Here is a 15,149-nt window from a genome sequence, read left to right on the forward strand (position 1 = left end):
GACGGTGAGCACGCGGCAGGCCCCGCCTCCCCCGCCGCCCCCTCCGGCAGGCCGCACCGATGCGCCGGCACCCGCCGCATCGTCCCCGGCACCCGCCGCATCGTCCGCTGAGGCGACCCCGGCGACCGCGCCGGTGCCCGCAGCCGCCCCGGCTCCTCCGGTCTCGGACGCGGACCTGGGTACCGCGACGCAGCCCATCGCCACGGCGCAGGCGCCCACGGCCGCGTACCTGCAGAGCCCCGACTACTCACCCCTCGAGGCCAAGGATGTCGAGCAGGGCGTCACGCGCCTGCGCGGCCCCGCGGCGCGGGTGGTCGAGAACATGGAGGCCAGCCTCGCGGTGCCGACCGCGACGTCCGTGCGCACCATCCCGTCCAAGCTCATCATGGACAATCGTGTGGTCATCAACAACCACCTCGCCCGCACGCGCGGCGGCAAGGTGAGCTTCACCCACCTCATCGGCTTCGCGATCGTCGAGGCCCTCGCCGAATTCCCCGCCATGAACGTGGCGTACACGCTGGAGGACGGCAAGCCGGCCATGCTCACGCCCGCGGGCGTCAACCTGGGGCTCGCGATCGACCTGGCCCGCCCCGACGGCAGCAGGCAGCTGCTGGTCCCGTCCATCAAGGGCGCCGACCACATGGACTTCATCGAGTTCTGGAACGCGTACGAGGACATGGTGCGACGCGCGCGCTCCGGGGCGCTGCAGGCGGCGGACTTCCAGGGCACCACCATCACGCTGACGAACCCGGGGACGCTGGGGACGGTGCACTCCGTGCCGCGACTCATGGGCGGCCAGGGCTCGATCATCGGCGTCGGCTCGATGGACTACCCCGCGGAGTTCCAGGGCGCCGCGGAGGAGACCGTCTCACGCATGGGCGTGTCGAAGGTCATGACGCTCACCTCGACGTACGACCACCGCGTCATCCAGGGGGCGCAGTCGGGCGAGTTCCTGGGCCTCGTGCACCGCAAGCTGCTGGGCCTCGACGGATTCTACGACCGCGTCTTCGTCTCGATGCGGGTGCCCTACGAGCCCGTGCGCTGGGTGCAGGACGCGGCCACCGACCCCGCGACGGAGGCCGCCAAGCCGGCGCGGATCGCGGAGCTCATCCACGCGTACCGCTCGCGCGGCCACCTCATGGCGGATGTGGACCCGCTGTCCTCGCGCCCCCGCAAGCACCCCGACCTCGACGTGCAGACCCACGGGCTCACCCTGTGGGACCTCGACCGCACGTACGAGACGGGCGGCTTCGCGAGCCGCAACAACTGGCGGATGCGCGAGGTGCTCAGCCGCCTGCGCGACGCCTACTGCCGCACCATCGGCCTCGAGTACATGCACATCGCGGATCGCGAACAGCGCTCGTTCTTCCAGGACCACCTCGAGCACGGCTACACCAAGCCCAGCCGCGAGGAGCACCTGCGCATCCTCAACCGCCTCAACGCAGCCGAGGCCTTCGAGGCCTTCCTGCAGACCAAGTACGTGGGCCAGAAGCGGTTCTCGCTCGAGGGCGGCGAATCCCTGATCCCGCTCCTCGACTCGGTGATGAGCGCGGCGGCGGAGTCGGGCGTGCACGAGGTCTGCATCGGCATGGCCCACCGCGGCCGTCTCAACGTGCTCGCGAACCTCGCCGGGAAGAGCTACGGCCAGATCTTCTCCGAGTTCGAGGGCACGGCGGTGCCGGGCTCCGTCCAGGGCTCGGGCGACGTCAAGTACCACCTGGGCACGGAGGGCACGTTCACCGCCGAGTCCGGCGCGACCACCCGCGTCTACCTGGCCGGTAACCCCTCGCACCTGGAGGCCGTCAACCCGGTCCTCGAGGGCATCGTGCGCGCGAAGCTGGACGCGCTCGGCGCGGACCCCGCCACGGACGGCTACCCGGTGCTGCCGATCCTGATCCACGGCGACGCCGCGTTCGCGGGGCAGGGCGTGGTGCAGGAGACGCTCAACATGTCGATGCTCAAGGGCTACCGCACCGGCGGCACCGTGCACGTCATCATCAACAACCAGGTGGGCTTCACCACCGGCCCGGAGAACTCGCGGTCGACGCGTTACTGCACGGACATCGCCAAGGGCTTCCAGATCCCCATCTTCCACGTCAACGGCGACGATCCGGAGGCGTGCGTGCGCGCGGCCCGGCTCGCCTTCGAGTACCGCGAGCGGTTCGGCCGCGACGTGATCGTCGACATGGTGTGCTACCGCCGCCGCGGGCACAACGAGGGTGACGACCCCTCGATGACGCAGCCCCGCATGTACGACCTCATCGAGGCCAAGAGGTCCGTGCGTCACCTGTACACCGAGTCCCTCATCCGCCGCGGCGACATCACCACCGAGGAGGCGGAGTCGGTCTCGAAGGACTACCTCGCCCAGCTCGAGCGGGTGTTCATCGAGACCCGCGACGGCTTCAAGCCACGGGCCGACGCGGAATCGATCTCGGGCCTCGAGCTGCCCTCGTCCCAGTCCTCGGACGCGGGGGTGATGGTGGGCTGGCGCACCTCGGTCGCGGCGAGCCAGATCGAGCGGATCGGCAAGGCCCACGTGCGACCGCCCGAGGGCTTCACCGTCCACCCCAAGCTCGCCAAGCTGCTCGAGAAGCGTGAGCAGATGAGCCACGAGGGCGGCATCGACTGGGGTTACGGCGAGATCCTCGCGTTCGGCACGCTGCTCCAGGAGGGCGTACCCGTCCGCATGTCCGGTCAGGACAGCCGCCGCGGCACGTTCGTCCAGCGCCACGCGGTGTATCACGACCGCAGCACGGGCGCCGAGTGGACTCCCCTGCTGTACCTCGCCTCCGACCAGGGTCGCCTGCACATCTACGACTCGTCGCTGTCCGAATACGCGGTGCTGGGATTCGAGTACGGCTACTCCGTGGAGCGTCCCGACGCGCTGGTCCTGTGGGAGGCGCAGTTCGGCGACTTCGTCAACGGCGCGCAGACCATCATCGACGAGTTCATCTCCTCCGCCGAGCAGAAGTGGGCCCAGTCCACGTCCGTGGTGCTGCTGCTGCCGCACGGCTTCGAGGGCCAGGGACCCGACCACTCGTCCGCGCGCGTCGAGCGCTTCCTCCAGCTGTGCGCGGAGGAGAACATGATCGCCGCGATGCCGTCGACGCCCGCCAGCTACTTCCACCTGCTGCGCCGGCAGGCGTACAACCGGCCGCGCAAGCCGATGGTGGTGTTCACGCCCAAGTCGATGCTGCGCCTGCGCGCGGCGCAGTCCGCGGTCGAGGACTTCACCACCGGCACCTTCCTCCCGGTCATCCCCGACGCGACCGTCGACCCCGCGGGCGTGGACCGCGTGCTGCTGTGCGCGGGCAAGGTGTATTACGACCTGGTGGCGGAGCGCGATCGCACCGGCGACACCGCCACCGCCATCGTGCGCCTGGAGCAGCTGTACCCGCTCGACCACGACGGCATCAAGGCGGCGCTCGCCGCCTTCGACGGCGCCGAGGTGATGTGGGTCCAGGAGGAGCCGCAGAACCAGGGCGCGTGGTCCAAGATGTCCCTCACCCTGCCGCAGATCATCGGCCACACCGTCGCGGTGGTGTCTCGCAATGCCGCGGCGTCGCCCGCATCCGGCCTCGCGTCCCGGCACGTGGCGGAGCAGAGCGACCTGGTGGAGCGGGCGTTCGCGCGATGAGGAACATGTTCCTCGTGGGCGACGAGCTGGTCGCGGGCCACGGGGACCCCAAGGCCTTGGGATGGGCGGGCCGCGTCGCCGCGCGTACGCTCCCGCTCGCGCCCGACCTCGCGTTCCACACCCTGGCGGTGCCGCGCGAGACCACGGGCGAGCTCACCAGCCGCTGGGACGAGGAGGCGCTGCGGCGGCTCCGGCACACGGAGCCCGACGCCAACTTCGTGCTGTTCGCGATCGGCCGCCACGACGTCCTGCGGAGCGTCTCGCCCACGATGACGCGCCTCAACATCGCCAACTTCCTCGACCGGGCGCACGCGCTGGGCTTCGAGACGCTCATCGCCGGGCCGCCGCCGGGCCGCGAGGAGGACAACCCGCGCATCGCGGAGTTGGCGGCGGTGTGCGAGGACGCGGCCTCCCGCCGCGGCGTCGGGTACGTCGACATGTACGGCCCGCTCGCCCGGCACGACCAATGGGCGGCGGACATGGCGACGGGCCACGATGCGCTGCCCCAGCAGGCGGGCTACGGCCTCATGGCGTGGCTCGTGCTCCACTCGCGCTGGCACTCGTGGCTCGGGATCGAGCCGCCGGCGGCCTGACCCGGCCGCCGCATCGTCCCGCGAACTACTCCACCACGCCGGCGCCGCGCAGCTCGACCATGAGGTCGTGCGGACGCGACGCGATCGCGACGGCGTCGTCGAGGGCGACCACGTTGTCGCGGACCAGCTCGAACAGGTGCTGGTCGAACGTCTGCATCTTGTAGTACTCGCCGTCCGCGATGAGGTCGAGGATGGGCGGCTGGCTCGCGGGGTCCACGATCGCCTCCGCCGTGCGGCCGGTGTTGACCATCACCTCGGCCACGAGCGTGCGGCCCGTGCCGTCGCCGCGGCGCACGAGGCGCTGGGAGACGATGCCGCGGAGGGTCTGCGCCAGCGTGGCCCTGACCTGGTTCTGCTCGTGCGGGGTGAAGAAGTCGACGATGCGGTTGATGGTGTCCTGCGCGTCCACCGTGTGCAGGGTTGCGAGCACCAGGTGGCCCGTCTCCGCCGCCGAGAGGGCGGCGCGCACCGTCTCGATGTCGCGCATCTCGCCCACCATGATGACGTCGGGGTCCTGGCGCATGGCGGCGCGGAGCGCATTGGTGAAGTCGAGCGTGTCCGAGCGCACCTCACGCTGGGAGATGATCGCCTTCTTGTCCGTGTGGAGCACCTCGATCGGGTCCTCGATGGTGACGATGTTCACCTCACGGTAGGAGTTGATGAGGTCGATCATCGAGGCCAGGGTGGTGGTCTTTCCCGAGCCGGTGGGGCCGGTGACCAGCACGAGCCCGCGGGGCTCGAGGGCCAGGTCCGCGATCACGGGCGGCAGGCCCAGCTCCTCGAAGTTCTGGGCGCCCACGGCCACGCGCCGGAACACCAGGCAGTCCGTGCCACGCGAGACGTACGCGTTCACACGGAACCGGCCCACGCCGGACAGCGAGAATGCGAAGTCCGCCTCGTGGGTGTCGCGGAACGTCGCGACCAGATCCTCGGGAAGCACCTGCGCCACCATGTGGCGGGTGTCCTCGCTGGTGAGGGGCGGCACCTGCAGCTTGCGCAGACGGCCGTCGACGCGCACTCGCGGCGCCGACCCGACCTTGCAGTGCAGGTCGGAGCCGCCCGTCGAAGCGAGGGCGTGCAGGAAGGGGATGACTGACTGGGGCTGATCGCTCACGAATCCTCCATCGGCAGGCGCCGCCTAGTGCTTGAGGCTGACACTAGCGCCGCGAGCCCCGGTGGGAGAAGCGGGGTGTGACGAAGTCGCAAGGTATGGGAGGATAGAGGGTCTTTCCAGAGCCCAGAAAGGGGAACGCAGTGAGCAAGCGAGGCCGCAAGCGCAAGTCGCGCGCGAAGTCCGGCGCCAACCACGGCAAGCGGCCCAACGCCTGAGTCGCGTCCGCCCGGATAGACGAAGCCGCATCGGCATGGCCGATGCGGCTTCAGTCGTCTTCGGGCAGGTGCGCCCCCGCGGGCACAGGGACGATGCGGCGGTCGCGACCGTCAGTCCGTGGCGCCCACGTCGCGGCTGGCGCGGATGGTGGCGAGAATCCGCATGCGGAGCTCGTCGGGCGCCTCGTCGTGGCCGGTGCGGTTCACCAGACGCTTGATCTTCTCGTTGATCTGGTGCTCCGCCTCGCACGGTGGGCACGTCTTGAGGTGGTCCCCGATGCGGTGGATCTCCTCATCGGGAAGCTCGTGGTCGATGTACTCGAAGAGGCGATCGAGGGCCTCCTCGCATTCAGGCTTGGGCACGGCATGCCTCCCCGTCCTTGTTCTTCTTCACCGGGGTCCGCTCATAGAGACCACGCTCGGCGGCGTAGTCCCGCAGCTTCTCCCGCAGCAGCTTGCGGCCGCGGTGGAGGCGCGACATCACGGTCCCGACGGGGGTATCCATGATCTGAGCGATCTCCTTGTATGCGAATCCCTCCACGTCGGAGAGGTAGACGGCCATCCGGAAGTCCTCGGAGAGCTCGGACAACGCCCGGCGGATCTCCTCGTCTCCCAGCCCGTCGAGTGCGGTGTCCTCGGCGGAGACGAGTCCGGTCGAGGTGTGCTCCGCCGCGGCGGCCAGCTGCCAGTCCTCGACGGACTCGGCATCCGAGCGCTTGGGTTCCCGCTGCTTCTTGCGGTACGTGTTGATGAAGGCGTTGGTCTGGATCCTGTACAGCCACGCCTTGAGGTTGGTGCCGGGCGTGAACTTGTCCTGGGCCGCGAAGGCCTTCGCGAAGGTCTCCTGCACCAGGTCCTCAGCGTCCGCGCCGTTGCGCGTCATGCGCAGGGCGGCGGCGTACAGCTGATCCATGTAGGACAGCGCCTCGGTCTCGAAATCGAACTCTGCTACGTCGCTCATCGCCTGCGAGCGTACCCCGGCGCGCGAAGGCGCGGCGGAACGCGCAGGCGAGCCGGTGTCCACGGAGGTCGTCACGCAAGGGGGAACGGCGGGTGTGTGCCGTTCATTCCCCGGCGCCCTGACGCGGGCCGCGCGGCTTGGTAGCGTAGGAGGCATGTTGCGCGCTCTCGCCCGTCCGCTGCTCGCCTCGTGGTTCGTCTACGAAGGCGTCCAGACCTACCTCGAGCCGGAGGAGCCTGCCGCCCGCATCGCTCCCACCGTCGAACCGGCTCTCAAGGAGATCGGCCTCGAGGAGGTCAAGGCCGTCGACCTCGTGAAGTTCCACGGCGCCGCGAGCGTGGCGCTCGCGTCGATGCTGGCGCTGTCACGCACCCCGCGGCTCGCCGCGCTGGGCCTCGCCGGGCTCGCGGGCGCCGCCGCCGCGTACGCGCATCCGTTCTGGAAGGAGACCGACGAGGAGCGCAGGACGCAGGAGCTCGAGCAGTTCCTCAAGAACGTCTCCCTGGTGGGCGGGGTCCTGCTGGCGGCCGCCGTGGGGCACAGCCCGCGACACATCGCCCGCAAGAAGGCGCACAAGGACAAGGCCAAGGCGAAGGCGACGCTCGCCAAGACCAAGGCGAAGGACGCCAAGGTGGCAGCAAAGGCAGCGGGGTCCAAGAAGCGCTCCGCGTGAGCGGCGACCCCCTCGCCCCAACCGACGCCGCGCAGGTCTGGGAGGCGCCCGTCGCACACGCCGCGCTCGACGCGACGGTGTCGATCCCCGGCTCGAAGTCGCTCACCAACCGGTACCTGGTGCTCGCAGCGCTGGCGGCGGAGCCCGTGACCATCCGCGGCGGCCTGCGCTCGCGAGACTCCGAGCTCATGATCGCCGCCCTGCGGGCTCTCGGGGTCGCCGTGGACGACTCGACGGAGGAATGGCGGGTGCGACCCGGGCCACTCCGCGGCGGCGCGTCGATCGACTGCGGCCTGGCGGGCACCGTCATGCGCTTCGTCCCTCCGCTCGTGCTCCTGGCCGATGCCCGCGTGACCTTCGACGGCGACCAGGGAGCGCGGGTGCGTCCCATGGGTCCCCTGCTCGACGCCTTGAGGCTTCTGGGCGCCACGGTGGACGACGACGGCCGCGGCACCCTGCCGTTCGCCGTCTCGCCTCCCGAGAGCCTGCCCACCGAGGTCGACGTGGACTCGTCCGAGTCGTCGCAGTTCGTCACCGGCCTGCTGCTCACCGCGCCGCGACTCGCCCACGGTCTCACCATCCGCCACATCGGCGCGACGCTGCCGAGCCTGCCCCACATCGACATGACCTGCGAGACGCTACGCGCCGCGGGCGTGCTCGTGGACCAGCCCGACTCCCGCACCTGGGTGGTCCATCCGGGCCCGCTCCACCTGGGCGACGTCCGGGTCGAGCCCGACCTGTCGAACGCCGGCCCGTTCATGGCCGCCGCCCTGGTCGCGGGCGGCACGGTGCGGATTCCCGGGTGGCCCTCGGCGACCACCCAGCCCGGCGCTCTCTATCCCGAGCTGCTCACCCGCATGGGCGCGGAATGCCGCCTCGACGCGGACGTGATGACGGTGACGTCGGCCGGTGCGATCCGCGGCATCGACGCGGACCTCTCCCCCGCCGGCGAGATCACCCCCACCATCGCGGCGCTGTGCGCGCTCGCCGACGGCCCCTCGCGCCTCCGCGGGATCGGCCACCTGCGCGGCCACGAGACCGACCGCCTGGCGGCGATCGCGGCCGAGGTCACGCGTCTGGGCGGCGAGTGCACGGCCGACGCCGACTCGCTGACCTTCGGCGGCCGGCCCGCAGGCGGGCTGTCCGGCGCGGTGATGGAGACGTATCACGACCACCGCATGGCCACCTTCGCGGCGATCCTGGGCCTCGCGGTCCCCGGCATCGGCGTGCGCAACGTGGGCACCACCGCCAAGACCATGCCTGACTTCCCCGCCATGTGGTCCGGGATGCTGGGCGACGCCGCCTGAGCCCGAGCGCCCCGCCCGCTCTCAGACCGCCACGCGCGCGCCCGTCTCGAAGGACCTGATGATGCCGTGCGCCACCGCGAGCGCACGCCGGCCCTCGCGAGCGTGCACCGGCGGCTCCTCGCCGGCCCGGAAGGCGGCCAGCAGCGCCTCCACGTGCCGATCGAACGTGAAGGCGAAGGTGCGCGCCTCGTCGTCGAAGTAGCCGGCCTCCCACACCCGCCTCGTCGCCTCGCCCGCCGTCGACACGGTCAGGCGCTTGACGGTGTCCTCGATCAGCAGCCGCCCACCCGTGCCGTTGACCTCGACCATGTGGGTGTCCGGGTATGCGTACGACGAGTCGTAACTGCCCACCAGGCTGCCGACCGCGCCGCTGGCAAAGGTCAACGCCACGGCCAGAGTCGTGTACGTGCCGGGGCGCGTGAGGTCCGTCATCTGCGCCATCACCGAGGACACGGGCCCGCACAGGTGCTCGAGCATGTCGATCCCGTGGACCTGGGTCTCGATGAGGTTCGCGTGCGGGCTGGTGCCGAAGTTCGGCTCGCCCCCGAACCGCCACGTCGCGAACACCGGGTCGCCCAGCTCGCCCGCGTCGATAGCCGCCTTGGCGCGCTGCACCGGCTCGGCGAACCGGTGATTGAGATTGATCGCGAAGAACAGCCCGCGCGCCTCGGCCTCGGCGAGCAGCGCATCGGCCTCGTCGAGCTCGAACACCAGCGGCTTCTCGACCAGCAGCGGGACGTCCCGGCGCAGCAGGTGCATCGTGGGCTCGAAGTGCGCCTCGTTGGGCAGGCAGACGGTCACCAGGTCCGGGCGCGCGGCGTCGAGCATCGAGTCGACGTCCGTGAACGGCGCGGCTCCGTAGGCCGCCGCCCGGGTCGCGGTGCGAGCCTGGTTGCGACCCACGATCGCCACCAGTTCCGTGTCCGGGCGCCGCGAGAAGATGCGGGCGTGCTGCTCCGCCCATCCCCCGGTGCCCACCACGGCGATCCTCAGCGTGCGGTCCACGCGCCACCTCTCTCCTCCATGGCGAGGCGGGGGACGTCCGCGTCGCCGGCCTCACTCCAGCGTAGGGGCCGGGGGCGGTCAGCGCCCCGGCGCCGGGGCGCTCGGTACGCTGGGGGCATGCCCTCGACCCCGGACCATGCGTGAGCGACTGGAGCCGCTACGACGAGTCCGATGCACGGGTGCGGCCCACCCGGCGTGGATCGAGGCCCCGCACCAAGATCCGACCGGCGCATGAGAACGCGGTGGACGGCACCGTGATCGCCGTGGACCGCGGGCGCTACACGGTGCAGGTGGACGATGCGGTGGTGATGGCCGTCAAGGCGCGCGAGCTCGGGCGACGCGGGCTGGTGATCGGCGACCACGTGGGCGTGGTGGGCGACACCTCGGGCCGCGCGGACACGTTGGCCCGCGTGGTGCGCCGCGACGAGCGGCGCAACTCGCTGCGTCGCACCGCGGACGACACGGACCCCGCGGAGCGGGTGGTGGTGGCCAACGCGGACCAGCTCGCGATCGTCACCGCCTTGGCCGATCCGGAGCCCAACCCGCGGATGATCGACCGCTGCCTGGTGGCCGCGTTCGACGCGGGCATGACCGCCGTGCTGGTGCTCACCAAGGCGGACCTCGCGAGCGCGGACCACCTGCGCGCCGCGTACGAGCCGCTGGGCGTGACCGTCATCGAGACCTCGGTGCGGCGCGAGGGCGGCCCCGAGGCGGACCCTGGCTTCGTGCGGTTCCGGCAGGAGCTGCACGGGATCACCACGGTCCTGGTGGGCTACTCGGGAGTGGGCAAGTCGACGCTCGTCAACGCGCTGGTGCCCGATGCGGGGCGCGCCGTGGGCGTGGTCAACGACGTCACGGGCCGCGGGCGGCACACCTCCACCTCGGCCATCCGGTACGAGGTGCCCAGCGGTGGCTGGATCGTCGACACCCCGGGCATCCGGTCCTTCGGCCTCGCGCACGTGGACCCCGCGCACTTCATCCTCGCGTTCCCCGACGTCGCGGCGGCCGCGGATGAGCACTGCCCGCGCGCGTGCTCGCACGAGTCCGCCGCCGCCGGCTGCGAGCTCGACGCGTGGGCCGCCGAGGACGCGGACCGGCGCACCCGCGTGGACTCGATCCGGCGGCTGCTGGCCTCCCGGGCGGCGGGCGACGCGTACTGACGCCCCGCATCGTCCCTCCCGGGGCCGCCGGTAGCCTGAGCGCATGACTTCCGGACCCTACGCCGACGACCTGCTGCTGGCGCTCGCCATCGCCGACGAGGTGGACCGCCTCACCCTCGCGAACTTCGCCACTGGGGACCTCACGGTGGAGACCAAGCCGGACGACACCCCGGTGACCGCCGTCGACCGCGCGGCCGAGCAGACCGTGCGCCGGCTGCTGGGCCAGCACCGTCCCCACGACGCGATCGTGGGTGAGGAGTACGGCACGTCCGGCGACGCCGCGCGGCGCTGGGTGATCGACCCGATCGACGGCACCAAGAACTTCATCCGCGACGTCCCCGTCTGGGCCACTCTCATCGCGCTGCTCGACGGCGACGACGTGGTGGTGGGCGTCGCGAGCGCGCCCGCGCTGCACCGGCGCTGGTTCGCCGCGCGGGGCCAGGGTGCATGGGCCGGCCAGTCCGAGGCCACCGCGCGGCGCATCCGCGTCTCGGACGTCTCCACGCTGTCGGAGGCCTCCCTGTCCTACTCCGACCTGGCCGAATGGGAGGCGCACGGCTCCCTCGAGCCCTTCATGGGGCTCCTGCGCGACGTCCGGCGCACGCGCGCCTTCGGCGACTTCTGGAGCTACATGCTGGTGGCCGAGGGCGCCGTCGACATCGCCGCCGAACCCGAGCTCGCGCTGTACGACATGGCGGCCCTGGTGCCGATCGTCGAGGAGGCCGGGGGGCGCTTCACCGGCGTCGACGGGACGCCGGGCCCACACGGCGGCAACGCGTTGGTCACCAACGGGCTGCTGCACGATGAGGCGCTGCGCCGCCTCGCCTAGCGATCGTCGCGCGGCCCGTCAGAGAACGGGCACGTGACCCAGCTCGGTGGCGTCGTACCAGAGCAGGTCGCGCTCGTCGAGACGCGCGAGCGCGTCGTCGTCACCCGCGACCGCGGCACGGACGTCCTCTGCCGCACCCGGCTCGTCGACGAAGGCGCACGCGATGGCGGAGGCGGGCACGCGCTCGGAGAGGCGCACGGCCGCCGGGTGCAGGTCCGGGTCCGCGTCCAGCTCGGCGCGCGTGAGCTCCGCGACCACCACGACCCTGAGCGCCGAACCGTGCTCGATGACCGAGGCGCTGGCGGCGACGGAGCGCGCGAGCTCGGCGAGCTCATCGGCATCGTCGCTCGCCGCGATCTGGAGGAGGCGCTCGGTGACGGCGTAGCCCACGGGCGGCTCCCAGTGGCCGTCCGTGCAACGCGGGAGGTCGGTGACGGTCGAGGGCAGGTACACGCGCATGCCTTCAGTCTGTCACCGCCGCCGACGCTCCCTGCGAGGCGCGCGCGGCGTCCACCAGCGCGGCCGTCATCGACGAGATCGCGCGGCGCAGCGGTGAGCGGGGCGCCGCCTCGGCGAGCACCCGGCCGTCACGCAGCGCCGCGTCGCAGGCGCGCAGGTCCCACGGCAGCGGCCACACCTCCGCGATCCCCGCGTGCCGGCCCAGGGCGGCCGCGATGGCGTCCTCCGGGCTGCCCCCGGCCACGGAGGAGCGGATGCGGTTGACGGCGACCACGGGAGGCGGCCCGTCGACGTCGAGCAGCGTCTGGACCAGCCGCACCAACTGGGGCGGCTCCGCGCCACCCACGGCGAGCACCAGATCCGCCTCGTCCAGCGCGCAGGCGGTGGCCGCGTCGCGCCGCGGGGCGCGGCCCTCGACCCCGTCGCCGTCCGATGACTGGACCGCGGCGGCCACGTCCACCACCACCACGTCGGCCGCGGCGCGCAGGGCGGGCCACAGCCGCTCGAGCCCCGCCGGGGTGACCTCGGGCCACCGCGCCGCCCGGGTGAGTCCGGTGAGCACCCTGAACCGAGGCGCGACGTCCAACGCGTGCCGCTCGAGCAGGGAGGCGGGATCCTCGCCGCGCACCGCGGCGCGGGTCACCGCGGCGAGGCCGGGCACCTCGTCCGAAAGTCCCAGCACGGTCGCCACCGACGCCCCGTAGGTGTCGAGGTCGACCAGCAGGGTGCGATGCCCCGCGAGGGCGCACTCCGCCGCCGCGTTGACGGCCACGGTGGTGCGCCCGGGCGCGCCCCCGGTGCCCCACACCGCGATGATCACCCCGCCGCCGCGCCGGGGCGGGGCCACGAGCACCGGCGGGGTGCGGGTCGCGGAGGCGAGTACGGCGTCGGCGAGCGGCCCGCTGGGCACCGGGACTCCGAGGGCGACGAGCCTGTCCCGGCCCGCGCCGGTGCCGACGCCGACCACCCCGACGCCCGCGTCTCGGATCGACGCGAGCGCGTCGCGGTCGAGGTGCGGCTGGTCGGAGACGATCACCACGGAGCCCAGCCCCGCGCGCGCCACTGCGACGGCCTCGGCCAGGTCCGCGCATCGGCGCACCACGGTCAGGCCCGGGTGGGCGTCGATCCCCGCCACCACCTCGGCCTCCTGCGCGCCGCGCACGGCGACCACCACGCCCACGCGGCCCATCAGCCGATCCCCACCACCGCGACCTCGCCGGCGGAGGCGAGCGCGTCGAGCATGGCGCCCACGCCGTCGGCATCGACCACGACGTAGACCGTCTCGCCACCCACGCCGAACGCGCCCTCGTCGCGGTCGACGGCGGCCACGACCAGGGACTCACCCACCCGCTCCGAGGCCGGCGGGTCGCCGTCGCGCGTCACCCACACGTCGACGAGCGCGCCCGGCCGCACGGCCTCCGAGACCGGCGCGCTCGCGGTCACGGCGACGGGACGGCCGCCGAAGTCCTCGCGATCGACCACCGCACCCGCGGGGATGAGCTCGCCGTCGCCGATGGTCCGTGTGACCACTCGATCCCAAGGCGCCTCGTCCGGCGCGGAGAGGTAGCCGTCGCCCACGCGCACGTGCGCGACGGCGACGTTCGACTCGTCGAGCACGGTGCCGGGCACCAGGGTGCCGTGAGCCGAGTAGAGGGGCGCGGTGCGGTCCGCGGCGCGGAGCATGGTCGCCACGGCGACCACGGCCACGGCGACCAGCAGCACGCCCACGATCAGCCGTGGGTCCTTCCACCCCGGCCGCCGCAGCCGCGCCGCTACCGGACGCACGTCGGTCATGGCAGGCCCCCCTCCTGCTCGGATAGGGCCATCATGCCTGGTGACACGGGACCAGGGAAGGCCTGTGGACGGCGGGACGGCCGCACGTGCCCCGTGCCACAATGGCGAGGTGCCGCCCCGGTTCCTCAAGCTCAGCGACGTCCAGGAGATCCTCAACATCTCCTCGCCGCAGGCGTATGCCCTCGTACGCACCGGAGACCTGCCCGCGATCCAGGTGGGCGGGCGCGGCCAATGGCGCGTCGAGGAGACGCAGCTCGAGGCCTACATCGAGCGCCAGTACGCCGCCACGCGCGAGCAGGCGAAGGAGCGCGAGACCCGCTAGTTCGCGGCGACCCGAGGGCTGCGACGCCTAGCCCCGGGCCCTCACCACGAGCACCGCGCGGAGCGGGATCGCCCGCAGTCCCCCCGGGCCGTCGAGGTCGAGATGATCGCTGCCGACCGCGGCGATCCGGCCCTGCCAGGCGCCGCCATCGGTCTCGACCAGCACCGCCGCGCGGGTCTCGGCGAGCTCACGCAGCACGGATGAGACGGGCAGCCGGGTCTCGACGTGAGTGAGCGGCGAGGCCCGATGACCGATGCCCTCGATGGCGGCGACCGCCACGAGGGGTACCAGGGCGTCGCCCCCCGCGGTCGCGAGCAGCACCCAGGTTCCGGCCGCGTCCGCGATCGACCCGGAGACCCGCGCGCCGCCGCGCACCGTGACTGTCACGGACTCGCCACGGGCGTGCACCAGGCGCCCGGCCAACTCGATGCCGGCCCTCTCGTCGCGCGTGCGCTCCGCGATCTCCACGTCGAGATCGGCGCGCTCAGCGGCGTCCACCCTCGCCTCGAGGTCCGCGAAAAGCAACTCCCAGCGCATGGCGCCACGGTAGCCGCGCCGTCCACAATGCGCCGCCCCCGGTGGACAAACCGACGGCACTCGACTACACCATGTGTTATCAAACAACATCAAACAATACGAAATGAGGCGACGATGAACGCAGCCACGGCACCCGAGAGCCCGGCGGCCCTTCGCTGGGCGGCGGCATCCGTCCCTGTGCTGGGAGGCGCAGCGGCCGTGCTCGCGTGGCACACCGCGGTCCGCGTCGACTGGCGGGTGTGGGAGGCGGCCGATGCGCTCCTCGTGGTCCTGGGCGCGATGGGCGCCCTCGCGGCGGGACGGTTCACCCTCGAGGTGGTCGCCGCGCTTGCGGCCCGCCTGCGCGGGCGAGCCGCCCCGGCGTGGACCGGGCGGCTCGCCCGTTCCCTCGCGGCGGGGTTGGCGGTGACCGTGCTGGGTGTAGGAGCCGCGCACGCCGCCGATCCGCCGCCATCCGGGGGGTGGCTGCCCACCGAGCCTTCGCCCGCCGCACCCGTCGAGACCTCCGCGGCTCCGAGCACAGCTACGCCTGCCACCGCGACA

15 protein-coding genes and 1 pseudogene are annotated in these 15,149 nt (G+C 72.4%); 8 read left to right on the top strand and 8 right to left on the bottom strand.

Annotated features, from left to right (window positions below; translation table 11 throughout):
* Both Q0L54_RS05775 and Q0L54_RS05780 read left to right on the top strand, forming a co-directional pair.
* Positions 1 to 3,637 (top strand): multifunctional oxoglutarate decarboxylase/oxoglutarate dehydrogenase thiamine pyrophosphate-binding subunit/dihydrolipoyllysine-residue succinyltransferase subunit (locus tag Q0L54_RS05775; RefSeq protein ID WP_296666164.1); only part of this gene is annotated, 3,637 nt, incomplete at its 5' end.
* Positions 3,634 to 4,230 carry a GDSL-type esterase/lipase family protein gene (locus Q0L54_RS05780; protein WP_296666166.1) on the top strand — a complete coding sequence of 199 codons (597 nt, stop codon included), beginning with the start codon at positions 3,634 to 3,636 and terminating at the stop codon, positions 4,228 to 4,230. The genes Q0L54_RS05775 and Q0L54_RS05780, both read left to right, overlap by 4 nt.
* 25 nt (positions 4,231 to 4,255) lie before the next feature.
* Here the strand turns inward: Q0L54_RS05780 and Q0L54_RS05785 are convergent, their stop codons facing one another.
* From Q0L54_RS05785 to Q0L54_RS05795, 3 genes are all read right to left on the bottom strand, one after another.
* Positions 4,256 to 5,344: a type IV pilus twitching motility protein PilT gene (locus Q0L54_RS05785; protein WP_296666167.1), complete on the bottom strand. Its 1,089-nt coding sequence runs from the start codon at positions 5,342 to 5,344 to the stop codon at positions 4,256 to 4,258.
* 326 nt (positions 5,345 to 5,670) lie between these two features.
* Positions 5,671 to 5,922 (bottom strand): mycothiol system anti-sigma-R factor, encoded by a 252-nt coding sequence (rsrA, locus tag Q0L54_RS05790; RefSeq protein ID WP_296666168.1) that lies wholly within the window; start codon positions 5,920 to 5,922, stop codon positions 5,671 to 5,673.
* On the bottom strand, positions 5,909 to 6,520 hold the full coding sequence (locus tag Q0L54_RS05795) for a sigma-70 family RNA polymerase sigma factor (RefSeq protein ID WP_296666169.1): 612 nt from the start codon (positions 6,518 to 6,520) through the stop codon (positions 5,909 to 5,911). Before Q0L54_RS05795 ends, rsrA begins: the two co-directional genes overlap by 14 nt.
* A 154-nt stretch (positions 6,521 to 6,674) precedes the next feature.
* Here Q0L54_RS05795 and Q0L54_RS05800 point away from each other — a divergent pair, with 154 nt between their 5' ends.
* Both Q0L54_RS05800 and aroA read left to right on the top strand, forming a co-directional pair.
* A complete protein-coding gene (locus Q0L54_RS05800; RefSeq protein ID WP_296666170.1) occupies positions 6,675 to 7,193 on the top strand; it encodes a DoxX family membrane protein in 519 nt (172 codons plus the stop codon).
* The gene (gene aroA / locus Q0L54_RS05805; protein WP_296666172.1) at positions 7,190 to 8,500 is read left to right on the top strand and encodes a 3-phosphoshikimate 1-carboxyvinyltransferase; all 1,311 of its coding nucleotides are present in this window, start codon (positions 7,190 to 7,192) and stop codon (positions 8,498 to 8,500) included. The genes Q0L54_RS05800 and aroA overlap by 4 nt, the downstream gene beginning before the upstream one ends.
* Positions 8,501 to 8,521: 21 nt before the next feature.
* Here the strand turns inward: aroA and Q0L54_RS05810 are convergent, their stop codons facing one another.
* The gene (locus tag Q0L54_RS05810; RefSeq protein ID WP_296666174.1) at positions 8,522 to 9,505 is read right to left on the bottom strand and encodes a Gfo/Idh/MocA family oxidoreductase; all 984 of its coding nucleotides are present in this window, start codon (positions 9,503 to 9,505) and stop codon (positions 8,522 to 8,524) included.
* Between the two features lie 140 nt (positions 9,506 to 9,645).
* On the opposite strand from Q0L54_RS05810, the gene rsgA reads away from it, so the two are divergent.
* Both rsgA and hisN read left to right on the top strand, forming a co-directional pair.
* Entirely contained in the window at positions 9,646 to 10,665 is a 1,020-nt protein-coding gene (gene rsgA, locus Q0L54_RS05815) for a ribosome small subunit-dependent GTPase A (protein WP_296666176.1), read from the top strand.
* Positions 10,666 to 10,708: 43 nt separating this feature from the next.
* Positions 10,709 to 11,494, top strand: a complete 786-nt coding sequence (hisN, locus tag Q0L54_RS05820) for a histidinol-phosphatase (protein WP_296666177.1) — start codon at positions 10,709 to 10,711, stop codon at positions 11,492 to 11,494.
* Positions 11,495 to 11,512: 18 nt separating this feature from the next.
* On the opposite strand, the gene Q0L54_RS05825 is transcribed toward hisN, so the two are convergent.
* The 3 genes from Q0L54_RS05825 to Q0L54_RS05835 are packed head-to-tail and all read right to left on the bottom strand — an operon-like array spanning position 11,513 to position 13,747.
* Positions 11,513 to 11,953, bottom strand: a complete 441-nt coding sequence (locus tag Q0L54_RS05825) for a hypothetical protein (RefSeq protein WP_296666178.1) — start codon at positions 11,951 to 11,953, stop codon at positions 11,513 to 11,515.
* A 4-nt stretch (positions 11,954 to 11,957) separates the two neighbouring features.
* Positions 11,958 to 13,142 (bottom strand): hypothetical protein, encoded by a 1,185-nt coding sequence (locus Q0L54_RS05830; RefSeq protein ID WP_296666180.1) that lies wholly within the window; start codon positions 13,140 to 13,142, stop codon positions 11,958 to 11,960.
* Entirely contained in the window at positions 13,142 to 13,747 is a 606-nt protein-coding gene (locus Q0L54_RS05835) for a hypothetical protein (protein ID WP_296666181.1), read from the bottom strand. The genes Q0L54_RS05830 and Q0L54_RS05835 overlap by 1 nt, the downstream gene beginning before the upstream one ends.
* A gap of 109 nt (positions 13,748 to 13,856) precedes the next feature.
* Between Q0L54_RS05835 and Q0L54_RS05840 the strand changes: the two genes are divergently transcribed.
* Positions 13,857 to 14,069 carry a helix-turn-helix domain-containing protein gene (locus Q0L54_RS05840; RefSeq protein WP_296666183.1) on the top strand — a complete coding sequence of 71 codons (213 nt, stop codon included), beginning with the start codon at positions 13,857 to 13,859 and terminating at the stop codon, positions 14,067 to 14,069.
* Positions 14,070 to 14,096: 27 nt separating this feature from the next.
* Here Q0L54_RS05840 and Q0L54_RS05845 read toward each other — a convergent pair whose 3' ends face one another.
* A complete protein-coding gene (locus Q0L54_RS05845; RefSeq protein WP_296666184.1) occupies positions 14,097 to 14,606 on the bottom strand; it encodes a hypothetical protein in 510 nt (169 codons plus the stop codon).
* 114 nt (positions 14,607 to 14,720) lie between these two features.
* On the opposite strand from Q0L54_RS05845, the pseudogene Q0L54_RS05850 reads away from it, so the two are divergent.
* A pseudogene (locus Q0L54_RS05850) lies at positions 14,721 to 15,149 on the top strand (hypothetical protein); the annotation flags it as partial.

Origin of the sequence: Demequina sp., from assembly GCF_024642165.1 — a bacterium.
Lineage (GTDB): Bacteria > Actinomycetota > Actinomycetes > Actinomycetales > Demequinaceae > Demequina.

Coding starts and splice junctions, on each gene's coding strand:
- Q0L54_RS05800 (WP_296666170.1), top strand. CDS start 6,675: ATGTTGCGCGCTCTCGCCCGTCCGCTGCTCGCCTCGTGGTTCGTCTAC.
- Q0L54_RS05795 (WP_296666169.1), bottom strand. CDS start 6,520: ATGAGCGACGTAGCAGAGTTCGATTTCGAGACCGAGGCGCTGTCCTAC.
- Q0L54_RS05845 (WP_296666184.1), bottom strand. CDS start 14,606: ATGCGCTGGGAGTTGCTTTTCGCGGACCTCGAGGCGAGGGTGGACGCC.
- Q0L54_RS05825 (WP_296666178.1), bottom strand. CDS start 11,953: ATGCGCGTGTACCTGCCCTCGACCGTCACCGACCTCCCGCGTTGCACG.
- Q0L54_RS05780 (WP_296666166.1), top strand. CDS start 3,634: ATGAGGAACATGTTCCTCGTGGGCGACGAGCTGGTCGCGGGCCACGGG.
- Q0L54_RS05835 (WP_296666181.1), bottom strand. CDS start 13,747: ATGACCGACGTGCGTCCGGTAGCGGCGCGGCTGCGGCGGCCGGGGTGG.
- Q0L54_RS05830 (WP_296666180.1), bottom strand. CDS start 13,142: ATGGGCCGCGTGGGCGTGGTGGTCGCCGTGCGCGGCGCGCAGGAGGCC.
- hisN (WP_296666177.1), top strand. CDS start 10,709: ATGACTTCCGGACCCTACGCCGACGACCTGCTGCTGGCGCTCGCCATC.